Origin of the sequence: Streptomyces sp. GDS52, assembly GCF_052246875.1 — a bacterium.
GTDB lineage: Bacteria > Actinomycetota > Actinomycetes > Streptomycetales > Streptomycetaceae > Streptomyces > Streptomyces cathayae.
Map to the genome: position 1 here is coordinate 5,147,528 of NZ_CM125966.1, position 15,686 is coordinate 5,163,213.

The following is a 15,686-nucleotide window of genomic DNA, read 5'->3' on the forward strand; positions in this document are numbered from 1 at the left end:
CCGGCTGAAGCAGGAAGCCGACAGGTCCGGAACCGATCTGGCCCGCAGACGGCGGCTCGTCGTCTTCGACCGCATGGCGGCGCGCCTCGCGGAGGACCGGGCAAGTGGCTGGATCCTCAAGGGCGGCGCGGCCATGGAGTTCCGGCTCACCGGGCGCGCTCGTACGACGAAGGACCTGGATCTGGCGCTGAGGCCCGAGGACGGCTCCGATACGGACGGGAACGAGGTGCGCGAGCTGCTGATCGACGCTCTGGCGGCTGATCTGGACCGGGACGGGTTCCGCTTCCGGGTCGGTCCGGCCGTGTCGCTGACGGCGGACACGGCCGGGCGGGGCGGCTGGCGGTTCTCCGTCGAGTCCCATCTCGCGGGCAAGGTGTTCGCAGGCGTCAGGGTGGACGTCGTGGACCGTGGAGAGGAGATCGCCCGGACGGAATTCCTCCCGCTGCCCAACACCCTCTAGTTCGCAGGGACCCCGCAGCGTGCGATCGAGACCGTTGACCGCCGACAGCACTTCGCGGAAAAGTTGCACGCTTTCACCCGCGACTACGGTGACCGTCCCAACACACGGGTCAAGGATCTGGTGGACCTTGTACTGCTGGCCGAGGACGGCTTGCCGGGCGACGCGACTCTTGTGCAGGTCGTACGGCACGTCTTCGCCGTACGGGCCACGCACGAGGTTCCGGGGGAGCTCGCGGACCCACCGCCCCGATGGCGGGACAGCTACCCCGAGCTGGCCCGGGAACTGGCCACCGAAGCCCCGCCGACGCTCGACGCCGCACTCGGACTGGTACGGGGATTGTGGGCAGCGGCCCTCGCCGACAGAGGCCCCGCCCCCGGCGCGGTGGACCGTGCCGGGGGCGGGGGAGGAGGGCTGGGAGGTCAGAGCGTCAGAACGTCAGGCCCCAGCTGTTGATGTAGCCGGTGTCGCCGTAGTAGTTGTCCGTGACCCGGAGCTTCCACGTGCCGTTGGCCGTCTCCGAGGAGGCGTTCACGGTGTAGGTGGTGTTGATGTTGTCCGTGGAGCCGCCGGTGCCCACCGACTTGAGGGTGTAGACCGAGCCGTCGGGCGCGACCAGCTGGACCGTCAGGTCACCTATGTAGGTGTGGACGATGTTCACCGGCACCTGCAGGGCCGACGGGGCGTTGCCGGAGACGCCGGTGACGGTGATCGGGGACTCGACGGTCGACCGGTCACTGATCGTGTAGTCCGAGGAGTTGGTGAAGGTCTTGCCGGACGGCGGAGGGGTGGTGCCGCCGCTGCCGACGTACAGCAGGCGGTTCGGGGAACCGGTGCCCGGGTTCGTGACGGCGCCGGAGACGGAGCCCGCGACCAGCGCGGAGGCGACCTGCGCGGGGGTGGCGGACCGGTTGTCCGCGAGGTACAGCGCCGCGGCGCCCGCGACGTGCGGGGTGGCCATCGAGGTGCCGGAGATGGAGTTGGTGGCGCTGTCGCCGGTGTGCCAGGCGGAGGTGATGGATGAGCCCGGGGCGAAGATGTCCAGGTTCGAGCCGTAGTTGGAGTAGCTGGCGCGGGCGTCCGTGTTGGTGGTGGCGCCGACAGTGATCGCCTCGGACACGCGGGCCGGTGAACCGGTGGCCGTGGTGGACTCGTTGCCCGCGGCGACGGCGAAGGTGACGCCGGCGGAGATGGCGTTGCGCACCGCGTTGTCCAGCGTGGTGCTGGCGCCGCCGCCGAGCGACATGTTGGCGACGGCCGGCAGGACCGCGTTGGCGGCGACCCAGTCGACGCCCTTGATCACACCGGCGGTGGTGCCGGAACCGTTGTTGTCGAGGACCCGGACGCCGACGATGGAGGCCTTCTTGGCGACGCCGTAGGCGCTGCCCGCGACGGTGCCGGCGACGTGGGTGCCGTGGCCGTTGCCGTCCTGGGCGACGTTGTCGTTGTCGACGGCGTCGTAGCCGTTGCGGGCGCGGCCGCCGAAGTCGCTGTGGGAGATGCGTACACCGGTGTCGATGATGTAGGCGGTGACGCCCTGGCCGGCCGAGTCCGGGTAGGTGTACGAGTTGTTCAGCGGCAGTGCGGTCTGGTCGATGCGGTCCAGGCCCCAGGACGGCGGGTTGGTCTGCGTCGCCTGGGTGGTGACGGTGCGGTTCTGCTCGACCAGTGCGACCGACGGGTCGGCGGCCAGCTTGGCGGCCTCGGCCTCGGTGGCCTCGACGGTGTAGCCGTTGACGGCCTCGCGGAAGGTGTGCTCGACCTCGGCGCCGTACTTCTTCGCGACGCCCTTGCCCTGGGCGGAACCGGCCTCGGTGGCCGGCTTGAGGGTGACGATGTAGCTGTCCTCGACCGCGTTCGGCGCGTCCGCGTAGGCGATCGTCCCGACGGGCTCGGCGGCGCTCGCGGGGAGAGCGGTGAAGAGACCGCCGGTGAGCGCGGCCGCGGCGACGGAGCAGATTCCGACGAGCGTTCTCCGCTTGGTGTTTCGCATCACTGCCATCTGGGGGGTTCCTTCTCGACAGGTGGTGAGTCGGGTGGGGGGCACACGAAGCGAACGCCTGGACCGGTTCTTCCTCCGGACAGGAGTGAGTCAGGTGCATGCCAAACCCGGACGCTGTGTCCGTGTCTGCTTTTCCCTGTCGCCAGCCGAAAGATTGAAGGGTCTACGCGGATTGCACAAGAGGCTCCAGCATGTCTTGACCTCCGTGCCGCAAACAGGGGCTGACACAAGGTCACCAAACGCCCCAGATGCGTTGGGTAAACGAGATCACTGTCACAGTGGGCCTCGCGGAATCGCGCCGATGTCTTCCGGCGGCCCCTGTGATGTCGAGCCTGCGCCTGGACCGGCGGGGTCGGGCGGGTGGTGTCGTACTCTGCCCGGATGACGCAGCATCCCGTGCCGGACCAGCGGCGGCGGCCCGCGAACGACGGGCCCAAGGCCGCCGCCCGCAACCGTGCCGCGCTGATCACCGCAGCCCGGGAGATCTACGCCGAGCACGGCCTGGACGCCCCGCTGTCCGCGATCGCGCGGCGGGCCGGGGTCGGGCAGGGCGTCCTGTACCGGCACTTTCCCGACCGGGCCGCCGTGACGACCGCGGTGCTGGAGGAGAACGTCCGGCAGGTCGAGCAGGCGGCCGACGCCGAGGGCGCGACCTTCGCCGACGTGCTCGGTGTGCTGACCTGGCATCTGACGGAGTCGGCGGCGTTCATCGGCCTCCTGCACGCCGACGAGGTGGCCGGCGGCTCCGGTGTCCGCGCGCATGCCCTGGGCCTGTCCCGGCGGGTCGAACGCGCCCTGCGCGCCCACCTGCCGGGCGGCGGCCATCGGCTGAGCGCCGCGAACGACCTCGGGATCGCCGTCGCCATGGTCTCCGGTGCCGTCACCGGCCCCTCCCGCGAGGAGCGGGAGCGCAGGGCGCTCGCGGCCTGGCGGCTCCTCGGCGTCGAGGTGGGGCCGGTGCGGCCCTTCGAGGGGTGAGCGCGGAGGAGTCGGGCGCGGTCAGCCGCCGTTGGACTGGCGGGTGCCCTCCGCCAGCGCGTCGAAGGTGTACAGGTATCCGCCGGCGGGCCCGCTGACGGTCATGTACGCCTTGGTCCCGCCGGGGGTGATCGCCACGTTCGTCGCCGACTCCAGACCCGCGGCGGCGGCACGGGCGGGCACCTCGACCGTCGCCAGACGCTCACCGTGCCGGTCGTACACGGCCATCGCGGGCCGGCCGTGCAGTCCCTGGTAGAGGTTGCCGTCCGCGTCCACGGCGATCGAGTCGGTCTGCGCGATCCCGCCGTCGACCCGGATGGCGGTGTGCCGGGAAGCGACCCCGCCGTCGGCGTTCACGGCGAGGTACGAGATCCGGTTCTCCGTCAACTCGCTGAACCACAGCCCGCGGTACTCCGCGTCGAACGAGATCCCGTTCGTCGCGGCCAGGCCGTCGGCCAGGACGGTGGCCTTCTCGCCGTCGCGGTCGACGCGCACCACCCGGCCGAGCGCCTCGCCCTCCCGCAGTCCGCGCGAGTCGCTGACGTACAGGTGGCCGTCCTGGTCGAAGGCGAGGTCGTCGGGGTTCATGCGCGCCCCGTCGACCTCGCCGGAGAAGAAGGTCCGCACGTCGCCGCCGTCCGGGTGCAGGCTCACGATCTCGCCGTGCGCGAAGTCGGTCAGGTAGAGCCGTCCGTCGTACGGGCTGAACTGCGCCGAGGTGTACGCCCCGCGCCCGTCGGTGTGCACCGCGCGCTTCGTCTTCTTGCGGACGTCGACGCGCAGCACCTTGGGCTCGCCCTCGGGCGCGGTGACGTCGACGACGAACAGGCCGCCGTCCTGGCCGAAGACCGGCCCCTCCAGCAGGGTCATCCCGGTCTGTTCGTGCACCTCCGTCAGCTGCATCACCTGCTGCGCCCGGATCGTCCGTCCCGCGCCGGAGGCGCCTGCGGCCGACCGGTCGACGGCGTCGCCCGGCTGCGTACCGCATCCGGTGAGAGCGAGGGAGCCGACGGCGGCGAGCACGGTGAGGGAGCGGAGGGGAAGTCGTCGCATGGAGGATCGCTGCTTTCTGTCGGCTGGAGGTGTGGGGGTGCCGGTGGTCAGGAGTCCGGAACGCGCCACGGCACGTCCGAATCCCAACCGGACAGTCCTGTCCGGTTGTTGTTACGGTAGCGGAGCCGACGACCACTCAGGTCGGTGCGGCCCGATCGACAGGATTGAGGCAGGTCCCCCCACATGACGACGATCCCTCACACGGCGTCCCACCAAGCCCCGTCCCGCGAGGAGTTGGAGGCTCTGCGGCAGCGTTACCGGGCCGAACGCGAGCGGCGCGTGCGGCCGGACGGGGTCGCCCAGTACCAGGCCACCGACGCCGAGTTCGGCTACTACGCCGCCGACCCGTACGTGGCGGAGGCGGAGGCGGCCGATCGTGAGCCGCTGCACGACACCGTCGACGTCGCCGTGGTCGGCGGCGGGTTCGGCGGCATCCTCGCCGGGGCGCGGCTGCGGCAGCGGGGTGTGGGGTCCGTCCGGATCGTCGAGACGGGCGGTGACTTCGGGGGCACCTGGTACTGGAACCGCTACCCGGGCATCCACTGCGACATCGAGTCGCACGTGTACCTGCCGATGCTCGACGAGACCGGATACGTGCCGGAGTGGAAGTACGCCCCGGGCGAGGAGATCCGCCGCCACGCGGTGCGCGTCGCCCGGCGGTTCGACCTCTACGAGGACGCCCTGTTCTCCACCTCGGTCACCGCGCTGACCTTGGACGAGGCCACCGGGACGTGGGTCGTGGCCACCGACCGCGGCGACGCGTTCCGGGCCACGTACGTCGTCACCGCCACCGGCACCCTGTCCACGCCGAAGCTCCCCGGGATACCCGGCATCGAGGACTTCAAGGGGCACACCTTCCACACCTCACGGTGGGACTACGCCTACACCGGAGGCACCCCGGACGGCGGCATGACCGGCCTCGCGGACAAGCGGGTGGGCGTCGTCGGCACCGGCGCCACCGGCATCCAGGTCATCCCGATGCTGGCCCAGGACGCCGGACACGTCCACGTCTTCCAGCGCACCCCCTCCACGGTGGACGTGCGCGCCAACCGCCGCACCACCGCCCGGGACGTCGGCGCCGACCGCGAGGGCTGGGCGCACGAGCGCCGGGAGAACTACCTCCGCATCGTCTCCGGTGAACCGGCCGACCAGGACCTGGTGGCGGACCGCTGGACCGAGTCGGCCGGCCTCCTGGAGAAGCTCCTGCCGAGCTTCCGCCGCCAGGGGGACCGGGAGGCGTTCGAAGCCGCCTACGAGGCCGCCGACGCCGCCAAGATGAACGAACTCCGGGCCCGCGTCGAGCGGACCGTCACCGATCCGGACACGGCGGAGAGGCTCAAGCCCTGGTACCGGTACGCCTGCAAGCGCCCGACCTTCTCCGACCAGTACTACGACGCCTTCAACCGTGACAACGTCACCCTGGTCGACACCGCGGACACCCACGGCATCGAGCGCGTCACCGAGCACGGCGTCGTCGTGGGCGGCACCACCTACGAACTCGACTGCCTGATCTTCGCCACGGGCTTCTCCGTCGGCACCTCCGGCGTCCTCTCCGGCAAGCTCCCCGTCCACGGCCGGGGCGGCACCCAGCTCCTGCACGCCTGGGCGAGCCGGGGCCCGCGCACCCTGCACGGCTTCACCAGCAACGGCTTCCCGAACCTGATCCAGATGGGTTCGCTGCAGAACGCCAGCAGCGTCAACTTCACCCACGTCCTGGACGAGCAGGCCGTCCACGCCGCCGCCCTCGTCGCGGCGGCCGAGGCCGAGGGCGCCCTCGTCGAACCGTCGCGCGAGGCCGAGGACGCCTGGCTCGCCGCCCTGGCGGAGGACGCCCCCGACCACGAGTGGTTCCACGCCGAGTGCACCCCCGGCTACTACAACCGCGAAGGCCGCGGCCGCCCCAACGGCCCCACCGCCTACCCCCACGGCGCCCACGCCTTCCACCGGCTCCTGAAGCGCTGGCGCGAGGACTCCATGACCGAGGTCCTCCAGCCGAGGACACCGACCAAGGACCGGTAGACCGACTCCGGAGAGGGACGCCCGGCGCGGATTCCGGCGCCGACATCCGGGCTCCCGGTGGTCACGCAACTCAAAGAAAACTTTGGTTCTGTGCTCAGCCCTGCAGCAAACCCAAAGGAGGCCGTCCAACAGACCGTCGGAGGGCTCGAGCAGTGCCTCGGTATCGGCCGTGAGCGCGGCGGTTACGCGCAGCACACTCAATGCCTGGTTCTCGCCCCACGTGCGCCGGAGGTGCGGTGCTGTCGCCGGACACGTGTCACAGAGTGGACCCGCAAGTCCTCGGACAGGTGTGATCTGCGCAGACGCCGGCTGCGCAGCAGCCTGCGCCAGTCCGCCCGGGTGTCGTGCATCAGCTGCCAGTGGAAGTAGTTGACGTACTCGGCCAGAGCCAGCAGGTACAGGACCAGGCCCGGTATCCATGCCGCTCCGGGCTGTCCTGCTACGGAGGTGGCGATCACCACGAGTCCGACGGCCAGACCCGCCGCACACAGAGGACGCAGCCGACGGAACACAGCGATCAGCGGCGGCCGGGGCCGCGCGTCACGTAGTTGACGTAGTTTCACCGCCCAGTATCCGGCACCCACGACCAGATGCCCGGTCACCAGTACGTACCCGGCTGTGTTCGCCGCGGTGGCCGGGGCGTCGAGGGACACGAACACGACCCAACCGATCAGGGCCGTGTTCACCAGTTCCAGTGTGGCCAGGGTGCGCAGCCGGGTCGTGAGCGCCGCCCGGGAGCGGGTCATGGACGTCATGTCCTCCAGGATGGCGTACGCACCCGGCCGGACGATCGACGATCCTGGCGGCTCAACGTTCGTCAAGTGATCAGAAAGCGTGAAGCAGGAGGAGCGACGTGAGCCAGTTGCTGCGGGTCCAGAACTTCACCGTCTCGAGCGACGGGTTCGGCGCCGGTGAGGGCCAGAGCCTCGAGAAGCCGTTCGGCCATGCCGATCCGGGGGACATGTTCGCCTGGGCCATTGCCACCGACCATCCACCCGTCAACCGCTCCGAACCCGGTGGCAGCCGAGGTCTGGACGACTACATCACGCGGGACTACGCCCGCAACATCGGCGCCGAGATCATGGGCCGCAACAAGTTCGGGCCGCAGCGCGGGCCCTGGCAGGACCACGAGTGGCGGGGGTGGTGGGGCGACGAGCCCCCGTTCCACACGCCGGTGTTCGTCATGACGCACCACAAGCGTCCGTCGTTCATGCTCTCCGACACCACGTTCCACTTCGTCGACGGTGACCCGGCCGCGGTGCTCGCCCAGGCGAAGGAGGCGGCGCAGGGCCAGGACGTCCGGCTCGGCGGCGGGGCCACGGTCATCCGGCAGTTCCTCGAGGCCGACCTCGTCGACACCCTGCATGTGGCGGTCGTGCCGACGAAGCTCGGCTCCGGGACCCGGCTGTGGGAGTCCCCCGATGAGCTGCTCGACCGGTTCCACCAGGACGTCGTGCCCAGCCCGAGCGGCGTGACGCACCACCTGTTCTGGCGGAAGTGAGGCCGGACCAGCCGGTCGGCGCGGGTTCCGTCACCGGCACCCGCGGCATGGCCGCCGCCAGGGTCCGAACGCTCCGCACGAGGGGCGAAGGTATGGGCGTCCGTCCGGCCTGCTCGCGCATGCAGTGGTTCATGCCGCTTCGCGCGGATCGTTTCGCTGAGAGAACGTCGCTCGTCGGCTGTCCACCAGGGGGCACCCGAAGCAGCTGGGTTCCGCCGCTTCGGGTACCCCTCGGATGCCGGGTGCCCGGAAAGCCCGGCTAGCTCGTGCGGGCGCAGCTTCCCCGATCGGCGCGCTGTGGCCCGTCGCCGGACGGGCGGATGTCGAAGTCGAAGATGGCGGTGGGCAGATAGAGCGTGGCGCAGGAGTTGGGGATGTCGACCACGCCGCTGAAGCGGCCTTCGATCGGGGCCGCTCCGAGAAGCAGGTAGGCCTGCTCGGGTGAGTAGCCGAACTTGGTCAGGTACTCGATCGCGTTCAGGCAGGCCCGCCGATAGGCGACCTGTGAGTCGAGATAGTGCTGGCGGCCGTCCTCGTCGACGGAGATGCCGACGAAGGTGAGGAACTCGCTGTAGCGCGGCTCGACGTTGCCGGGGAAGAACACGGGGTTCGTCGTCACCCCGTAGGTCTGCATGCCGCCCTTGATGAGGTCGACGCCGAGATCGAGGTAGCCGCCCATCTCGATCGCGCCGCAGAAGGTGATCTCGCCGTCGCCCTGGCTGAAGTGCAGGTCACCGACGGACAGCTTGCCACCCTCGACATACACCGGCAGGAAGATCCGGGCGCCACGGGTGAGGTTCTTGATGTCCTGGTTGCCGCCGTTCTCGCGTGGCGGCGCGGTTCGCGCGGCCTCCCGTGCGGCGCGCTCGAACGCGTCGCCTTCCAGCGTGCCGAGGATCGCCCTTTGCGACTCCGGCGGCAACGCGAGCGGAGGCACTCGGTGGGGATCGGTCGCGATGAGCTCGGCCTCCCGGGCGTTCCACCGGCCGAGCAGGTCGTGCGACGGGGCGGTGCCGATGATGCCCGGGTGGGTGATGCCGGTGAAGCGCACGCCGGGCAGGTGACGGGAGGTCGCGGTCTGCCCGTGGAAGTCCCAGATCGCCTTGTACGCGTCCGGGAAGTGATCGGTGAGGAAACCGCCGCCGTTGGCCTTGGCGAAGATGCCCGTGTAGCCCCAGCCCTGGCCGGCGACCGGCCCGGTCTCCTGCGGGACGGGGCCGATGTCGAGGATGTCGACCACCAGCAGGTCACCGGGCTGCGCGCCCTCGACGGCGATCGGTCCGCTCAGAGGATGGACCATCGAGATATCGAGGTCGCGGATGTCGTTGGCGGAGTCGTCGTTGTGAACCGTCCCGTCGAACCACTCCCGGCATTCGAGGCGGAACTCGGCGCCGGGCCGAACGGTCGCCACCGGCGGGATGTCGGGGTGCCAGCGGTTGTGCGGCGGGACTGCCTGGTCGTAGAACGACCGGGACTGGTCGACGCTGAAGAGTACTTCGGGCATCTGTCGCTCCTTGCCTGTGGGTCACGGCCTCGGGAGGCGTGCGTGCAGTGGGTTCGGCGGATGAGCATGACGACGGGGTGGTGCGGGCATGCGGTGCAGCACCGTCGGCTCGTGCGCGCTGGCCTCGGCGGCGTCGCGCGCCCGTCGCAGGGCGGAGCGGGGCGAGGTGATGGCGGGCGGGGCGTACACACGCGTCGCCGCTCCGCCGCATGTGGCGCACGTCGGCTCATGTACCGGGGCGTCGATCGGGCGGATGACCTCGAACACACCGCACTGCCCGCACGCGTAGTCGTACCTCGCCATGTGAGAACCTCCGCGTCACATTCGGGGCGGACCGGGGGTGTGATGGCGCTGGCCGAATTTTCCCACTGCCGCTGAAGCAATTCGTGGTGGTTTGAGCATAATGACCGTTCGGTGATGTGGCTGAACGAACAGGTGTGGGGCTACTCCGTTGGGTATGACGGCGCGCGGATGGGGATCGCGCTGCGGAGGAACCCGGTGGATCCGGTTCACGGGATCGAATGGGGCCCTTGTCCCGGGTGGGGAATGCGAGGGTCTTCCTCAGCGGAAAAGAGTTCGCGCACCTGCTGCGACGGGTGCTGTGGCGGTCGCGGCCGGGGCCTGGTGGCGGCCGGGAGCGGTGGCTGTGGCAGGGTGCGGATCATGGGGTGGTCGTTCAAGGTGCACGGCGGTGTCGCGGCCGGGCTGGGTGCTGTTCTGCTGGTGCCGGCCGGGCTCACCTTGTTGCCGGGAGTGCTGCCGTTGGCCGAGGTGGGGTGGCTGCCGGCGCTGATCGCCGTGCTGTTCGTGCCGATCGTCGTGTCTGCCATGGCGCGCCTCTTCCTGGCGCGCGTGGACAAGTCCTTGGCCTGGCAGGCCTTCCGGTGCCTTCCCGGCTGGGTGCAGATGGGGCTTGCGGTACTGGCTCTGTCAGGGGTGATGGTGACGTTCTTCGGCGAGGGGCAGGAAGGGAACCTGCAGTCCGCCGAGGTGAAGGACGGGCGGTACTTCGCCTTGGACACCACGCCGTACGCACGGGGCACGGTCGAGCTCTCCCGCGAGCAGTACCAGGTCGTCCTGGAGGCCGATCGGCGCACCATGCTCGCGGTCCCAGGCGTGCTCTTCGTCGGCGCCGCGTACGCCGTCCTGGTGGCCGGTGAGCTGCGCCGGGCGGATCGTGGCGCCGCGGCGTCGAGGTAGGTGGTGGCGGGTCCCGTCGTACGGGGCGGCGGGACCACGCCGTCGTGTCGCGGCGGTCGCTGCGGGGTTCTCAGCCGCGCAGTTCCGACAGCACCGCGTCCGTGAAGGGCGGCCAGGCCTCGACGGCCCAGGGGCCGAAGGCGCGGTCGGTGAGGGCGGCGCAGGCCACCCCCGCGGCCGGGTCGGTCCACAGGAACGTGCCCGACTGGCCGAAGTGGCCGAAGGTGCCCGGCGAGGACGAAGCGCCCGTCCAGTGCGGGGACTTGGCGTCGCGGATCTCGAAGCCGAGGCCCCAGTCGTTGGGGTTCTGGTGGCCGTAGCCCGGCAGGACGCCCTTGGTGCCCGGGTACTGGACGGTCATCGCCTCGGCGACGGTGCGCGGGTCGAGGAGGCGCGGGGTCTGGATCTCGGCGGCGAAGCGCAGGAGGTCGTCCACCGTGGAGACGGCGTCCTTCGCCGGGGAGCCCTCCAGCGACGTCGACGTCATCCCCAGCGGCTCCAGCACCGCCTGCCGCAGGTACTCGGCGAACGGGATCTCCGTCGCCTTCGTGACGTGGTCCCCGAGCTGCTCGAACCCGGCGTTCGAGTACAGGCGGCGCTCGCCGGGCGCGGAGGTCACCCGGTGCTCGTCGAAGGCGAGGCCCGAGGTGTGGGCGAGGAGGTGGCGGACCGTGGAGCCGGAGGGGCCGGCCGGCTCGTCCAGCTCGATCGCGCCCTCCTCGTACGCCACGAGCACCGCGTAGGCGGCGAGCGGCTTGGTGACCGAGGCGAGCGGGAAGCGGTGTCCGGCCGGTCCGTGGGTGCCCAGGACGGTGCCGTCCGCCCGGACGACACCCGCCGCGGCGGTGGGAACCGGCCAGTTCTCGATCAACGCGAGGCTCTTCAACGACATGCCGTCGAGCCTAAGCGCTCACAGCCGCAGCTCCAGCAAGGGGTCCGGCCTCCGCGTGAAGCCCAGCGAGGCGTACAGAGGCTCGGCCTGCGCGGACGCGGTGAGGCGGACGCGGCGGGCGCCCCGCTCGCGGAACCACTCCAGCAGCGCCTCCACGCAGGCGCGCGCGTGGCCCCGGCGGCGGGCGTCCGGGTCGGTGGCGACGCTGAAGATGTAGCCGTCGATGCCGTGCGGGTTGTGCGCGCCGCCGATGCGGTAGTCGATCGTGCCGGCCGCCAGCGCCGCCAGCCCGTGCCGGTCCGGGTGGTCCACCACGAAGGCCGCGAAGGTGCCGTCCGCCTCGGCCAGCCTGGCGCGCAGTACGGGCAGGGAGTCGGCGTGCCAGTCCGTGGAGGGAGAAGATGCCTGGGGCATCGAGTCGATCATCACCTGGCGCAGCCGCAGTACTTCCTCCGCGTCCCCAGGCACCGCGCGGCGTACGAGAGTCATGCCCGCCATGCTATTCAGCCGGTGCGCCCGCCGGCACGCCGTTTCTCACCGGCCGCGGTTGCCTGGAGTGCACTCCAGGGATCTAGCGTGGAGTGCATGACGGTGACGGAGACCATGGGTGAGGGTACGGGGGCCAGGGCCGAGATCTGCGCCGGTCCGGCGCAGGGTGAGCGGCGGGCGGACGGCCGGGACACGTACACGATCAGCGAGGTCGTCGCCCTGACGGGGCTGTCGGCCCACACCCTGCGCTGGTACGAGCGTATCGGCCTGATGCCGGACATCGACCGGTCGCACACCGGTCAGCGCCGCTACAGCAACCGCGACCTCGACTGGCTGGCCCTCGTCGGCAAGCTCCGCCTGACCGGTATGCCGGTCGCGGACATGGTGCGGTACGCGGAGATGGTGCGGGAGGGCGACCACACCTACGGCGACCGCCTCGAACTGCTCACGACGACCCGCGAGGACGTGCTCGCCCGGATCGCGGAACTCCAGGGCACCCTCGCGGTACTCGACCGGAAGATCAGCTTCTACGCGGACGCCGGACGGGAGTAGCCCTCCAGGGGGACGGCCCCGCACCCCCCGGCCCCGCGCCCCGCCGACCCCGTGAAGTGCCGGTGAAAAAGTCGTGGAAGCGATGTCGGTGGGGCCGCTTATGCTGCACCGGATGATCACGCGGGGCCAGGGAGGGCGCGGCATGTTCGGCAAGCTGTTCGGCAGGGGCGGGGAGAGACCGGCGGGGGCGGATCCGTACGCCCTTCCCGTCCCGCGCAAGAAGAACGGGATGTACACGCTGCGCGCGCTCGGGGACGTGCGGGTGCTGGCGCTGGTGGAGGCGGCCGACGCGGGTGAGTGGGAGGCGGTGAAGGAGGCGCTGGCCCCCTTCGACCTCGGCCGCGACCACCACGTCCTCGGTGAACTGGCCGAGCTGGACGGTGTGGAGGAGTGGATCGGCCGGGCCGTCGAGGAGGACAAGGAGCACCGGGCGACGGCCCTGCTGATATCCGGGGCGCGCCACATCAGTTGGGGCTGGGAGGCACGGACCAGCGCGCGGGCCGTGGACGTCACGCAGGAGCAGTGGCGGATCTTCCACGAGCGGCTGCGCACCGCCGAGGAGCACTTGTTCGAGGCCGCCGAGCTGCGGCCGGAGTGGGTCACGCCGTGGCGCCATCTCCTCACCTCCGGGCGAGGCATGTCGCTGGGCCACGCCGTCAACGAGACCCGGCTGGACGCCGCCCTGCGCCGCGAGCCGCTGGACCTGTCGAGCCACCTCGAGTGGGTGTCGCAGTTGCAGCCCCGCTGGGGCGGCGAGCAGGGGCAGGCTCTGGCGTTCGCCCGGGAGGCGTTCGCCGGGGCACCCGACGGCCACCCTCTCGGCTGTGTGGTCGCCATGGCCCACATCGAGGACTGGGTGGAGTCGGACGAGTCCGAGTGCCTCGACACGCCCGCGATCCATGAGGAGTTGGCGGAGGCCGCCCGGCGCAGCATCCTGCACCCCGACTACGAGCGGCGTCCGGGCTGGCAGCACGACTTCAACATGTTCGCCATGGCCCTGTCGCTCGCCTCCGAGAGCATCGTCTGCCGGCGTGTGTTCCACGAGCTGGACGGCGCCTACACCACCTGGCCCTGGACCTTTTTCGCGGAGCCCGAGAAGCAGTTCGCCCGCCGTCAGCGCCAGGCCTGAGCCCGCACCCGCCCCTCTCGAACTCCTCACCCCGGACTGCCCGATGACTCTGCACGACACCGCCACCGGCCCGGCCGGCGCCGACCGCACCTTCCAGGTGGATCTGCGCGGCCTCGTCGACCTCCTCTCCCATCACCTCTACTCCAGCCCCCGCGTCTACCTGCGTGAACTGATGCAGAACGCGGTGGACGCGCTGACCGCCCGGCACGGCCTCGAACCTGCCGCCCCCGCCGAGGCCTTCGGCATCCGCCTGTACGCCGACGGTTCGGTGGTACGCGTCGAGGACGACGGCGTCGGTCTCACCGAGGCCGACGTGCACACCTTCCTCGCCACGATCGGCCGCAGCAGCAAGCGTGCCGATCAGCTCGTCGAGCAACGCGGCGATTTCATCGGCCAGTTCGGCATCGGGCTGCTCTCCTGCTTCCTGGTCGCGGACGAGATCCATGTGCTGAGCCGGTCCGCCCGCACCCCCGACGCGCCCGCCGTGGAGTGGCGGGGGCGCGGTGACGGCAGCTACACCGTCCGTGCCCTGCCCGCCTCCGCCCGGTCCCGGCCCGGCACCACCGTCACGCTGACGCCGCGCGCCGACGCGGGCGAGTGGACCCGTCCGGCCCAAGTGCAGTCGCTCGCACGGCACTTCGGTTCCCTGCTGCGTCACCCGGTGACCTTCGACGACGGCACAGGCGGCACGGGCGGCACAGGCGGTCCGGGTGCGCCGGTCAACCCCGAGGCGGCGCCCTGGGCGCGTACGTACCCGACGCCGGGCGCCCGTTCCCGCGCGCTGGCCGCGTACGGCGAGGAGGTCTTCGGGTTCACGCCGCTGGACACCATCGAGCTGGACCTGCCGGCCGTGGGCCTGAAGGGCATCGCGTGCGTACTGCCCGAGGCGGTGCCGGCCGGGCGGCGCCACGGCCACCGGGTGCACGTCAAGGGCATGCTGCTGTCCGAGCAGGCCGAGGAGATCCTGCCCGAGTGGGCGTTCTTCGTCCGCTGCGTCGTCGACGCCGAGAGCCTGCGCCCGACCGCGTCCCGCGAGTCCCTGTACGAGGACGACACCCTCACCGCGGTCCGTGACGCCCTCGCCGAACGGCTGCGCGGGTGGATCGCGCGGGCCGCCGCCAGCGACCCGGACCTGCTCGGCCGGTTCCTCCAGGCCCATCACCTGGCCGTGAAGTCGCTCGCGGTGCACGACGACGAGATCCTGCGGATGCTGCTGCCCTGGCTGCCGTTCGAGACCACCGACGGGCACTGCACCCTCGACGAGTTCGCGCGCACCCACCGCACCGTGCTGGTGACGTCGAGCGTGGAGGAGTTCCGGCAGGTCGCGGCGATCGCCTCGGCGGCCGGGCTCGGCGTCGTCAACGGCGGTTACACCTACGACCGTGAACTGGTGCACCGGCTGCCCGAGATCAGGCCCGAGGTCACCGTCGCCGACCTCGACCCGGCGACCCTCACCGCGCACCTCGACCCCGTCGACCGGGAGACGGAGCTGGCCGCCGCGGCCTACCTCGCCCTGGCCCGCGACGCCCTCGCCGTCTTCGACTGCGACGTGGCCCTGCGCACCTTCCAGCCCGCCTCCGCCCCCGCCCTCCTCGTCGACAGCCGCGAGGCCCGGCACGAGCGCACCCGCTCCCAGCTCGCCCGTGAGCAGGAGGGCGGCCTGTGGGGCGACATCCTCGGCGCCCTGCGCCAGGAGGCGCCGCGGGCCCAGCTGATCCTCAACCAGCTCAACCCGCTGGTGCGCACCGCCGTCGCCATCGACGAGCCCGAGCTGGCCCGGACCAGCGCCGAAGCCCTCTACGGGCAGGCCGCGCTGCTGTCCCGGCGTCCGCTCAGGCCCGCCGAGTCGAGCCTCATCAACCGCTCCTTCCTCGACCTTCTCGCCCACGCCCTCCGCAAGGACAGCTGAC

The 15,686-nt window shown here is 71.2% G+C and carries 14 protein-coding genes and 1 pseudogene; 8 read left to right on the top strand and 7 right to left on the bottom strand.

Annotation, left to right across the window (positions count from 1 at the left end):
• Window positions 1–73: 73 nt before the first annotated feature.
• Window positions 74–913 (top strand): annotated as a pseudogene (locus tag ACTWJ9_RS23440) (nucleotidyl transferase AbiEii/AbiGii toxin family protein).
• Here the strand turns inward: ACTWJ9_RS23440 and ACTWJ9_RS23445 are convergent.
• On the bottom strand, window positions 888–2,459 hold the full coding sequence (locus ACTWJ9_RS23445) for a S8 family peptidase (protein WP_387037411.1): 1,572 nt from the start codon (window positions 2,457–2,459) through the stop codon (window positions 888–890). The pseudogene ACTWJ9_RS23440 and the gene ACTWJ9_RS23445 sit on opposite strands and share 26 nt — an antisense overlap.
• A 381-nt stretch (window positions 2,460–2,840) precedes the next feature.
• Here ACTWJ9_RS23445 and ACTWJ9_RS23450 point away from each other — a divergent pair, with 381 nt between their 5' ends.
• Window positions 2,841–3,437 carry a TetR/AcrR family transcriptional regulator gene (locus ACTWJ9_RS23450; protein WP_387037409.1) on the top strand — a complete coding sequence of 199 codons (597 nt, stop codon included), beginning with the start codon at window positions 2,841–2,843 and terminating at the stop codon, window positions 3,435–3,437.
• 21 nt (window positions 3,438–3,458) lie between these two features.
• Here ACTWJ9_RS23450 and ACTWJ9_RS23455 read toward each other — a convergent pair whose 3' ends face one another.
• The gene (locus ACTWJ9_RS23455; protein WP_387037407.1) at window positions 3,459–4,490 is read right to left on the bottom strand and encodes an SMP-30/gluconolactonase/LRE family protein; all 1,032 of its coding nucleotides are present in this window, start codon (window positions 4,488–4,490) and stop codon (window positions 3,459–3,461) included.
• Window positions 4,491–4,673: 183 nt separating this feature from the next.
• On the opposite strand from ACTWJ9_RS23455, the gene ACTWJ9_RS23460 reads away from it, so the two are divergent.
• Window positions 4,674–6,509: a flavin-containing monooxygenase gene (locus ACTWJ9_RS23460; protein ID WP_387037405.1), complete on the top strand. Its 1,836-nt coding sequence runs from the start codon at window positions 4,674–4,676 to the stop codon at window positions 6,507–6,509.
• A 197-nt stretch (window positions 6,510–6,706) separates the two neighbouring features.
• On the opposite strand, the gene ACTWJ9_RS23465 is transcribed toward ACTWJ9_RS23460, so the two are convergent.
• Window positions 6,707–7,264: a multidrug transporter gene (locus tag ACTWJ9_RS23465; protein ID WP_387037403.1), complete on the bottom strand. Its 558-nt coding sequence runs from the start codon at window positions 7,262–7,264 to the stop codon at window positions 6,707–6,709.
• A gap of 98 nt (window positions 7,265–7,362) precedes the next feature.
• Between ACTWJ9_RS23465 and ACTWJ9_RS23470 the strand changes: the two genes are divergently transcribed.
• Window positions 7,363–8,010 (top strand): dihydrofolate reductase family protein, encoded by a 648-nt coding sequence (locus ACTWJ9_RS23470; RefSeq protein ID WP_387037401.1) that lies wholly within the window; start codon window positions 7,363–7,365, stop codon window positions 8,008–8,010.
• Between the two features lie 259 nt (window positions 8,011–8,269).
• Here ACTWJ9_RS23470 and fmdA read toward each other — a convergent pair whose 3' ends face one another.
• Together fmdA and ACTWJ9_RS23480 are read right to left on the bottom strand one after the other, a co-directional pair.
• Window positions 8,270–9,514, bottom strand: a complete 1,245-nt coding sequence (gene fmdA, locus ACTWJ9_RS23475) for a formamidase (RefSeq protein WP_387037399.1) — start codon at window positions 9,512–9,514, stop codon at window positions 8,270–8,272.
• Window positions 9,515–9,535: 21 nt separating this feature from the next.
• Window positions 9,536–9,817 carry an FmdB family zinc ribbon protein gene (locus tag ACTWJ9_RS23480; protein ID WP_443294729.1) on the bottom strand — a complete coding sequence of 94 codons (282 nt, stop codon included), beginning with the start codon at window positions 9,815–9,817 and terminating at the stop codon, window positions 9,536–9,538.
• A 360-nt stretch (window positions 9,818–10,177) separates the two neighbouring features.
• Between ACTWJ9_RS23480 and ACTWJ9_RS23485 the strand changes: the two genes are divergently transcribed.
• Entirely contained in the window at window positions 10,178–10,714 is a 537-nt protein-coding gene (locus ACTWJ9_RS23485; protein ID WP_443294730.1) for a hypothetical protein, read from the top strand.
• A gap of 70 nt (window positions 10,715–10,784) precedes the next feature.
• Here the strand turns inward: ACTWJ9_RS23485 and ACTWJ9_RS23490 are convergent, their stop codons facing one another.
• Window positions 10,785–11,606 carry a serine hydrolase domain-containing protein gene (locus ACTWJ9_RS23490; RefSeq protein WP_443294731.1) on the bottom strand — a complete coding sequence of 274 codons (822 nt, stop codon included), beginning with the start codon at window positions 11,604–11,606 and terminating at the stop codon, window positions 10,785–10,787.
• A gap of 18 nt (window positions 11,607–11,624) precedes the next feature.
• Complete coding sequence (locus ACTWJ9_RS23495) at window positions 11,625–12,095, bottom strand: GNAT family N-acetyltransferase (RefSeq protein ID WP_443294732.1); 471 nt, start codon at window positions 12,093–12,095, stop codon at window positions 11,625–11,627.
• A gap of 96 nt (window positions 12,096–12,191) precedes the next feature.
• Between ACTWJ9_RS23495 and ACTWJ9_RS23500 the strand changes: the two genes are divergently transcribed.
• The 3 genes from ACTWJ9_RS23500 to ACTWJ9_RS23510 all read left to right on the top strand — a co-directional run bounded on the left by ACTWJ9_RS23500 (window position 12,192) and on the right by ACTWJ9_RS23510 (window position 15,685).
• Window positions 12,192–12,647 (top strand): MerR family transcriptional regulator, encoded by a 456-nt coding sequence (locus ACTWJ9_RS23500; protein WP_443294733.1) that lies wholly within the window; start codon window positions 12,192–12,194, stop codon window positions 12,645–12,647.
• Between the two features lie 142 nt (window positions 12,648–12,789).
• Window positions 12,790–13,776 carry a hypothetical protein gene (locus tag ACTWJ9_RS23505; RefSeq protein WP_279336242.1) on the top strand — a complete coding sequence of 329 codons (987 nt, stop codon included), beginning with the start codon at window positions 12,790–12,792 and terminating at the stop codon, window positions 13,774–13,776.
• Between the two features lie 43 nt (window positions 13,777–13,819).
• Window positions 13,820–15,685 carry an HSP90 family protein gene (locus ACTWJ9_RS23510; protein ID WP_443294734.1) on the top strand — a complete coding sequence of 622 codons (1,866 nt, stop codon included), beginning with the start codon at window positions 13,820–13,822 and terminating at the stop codon, window positions 15,683–15,685.
• Window position 15,686 lies beyond the last annotated feature (1 nt).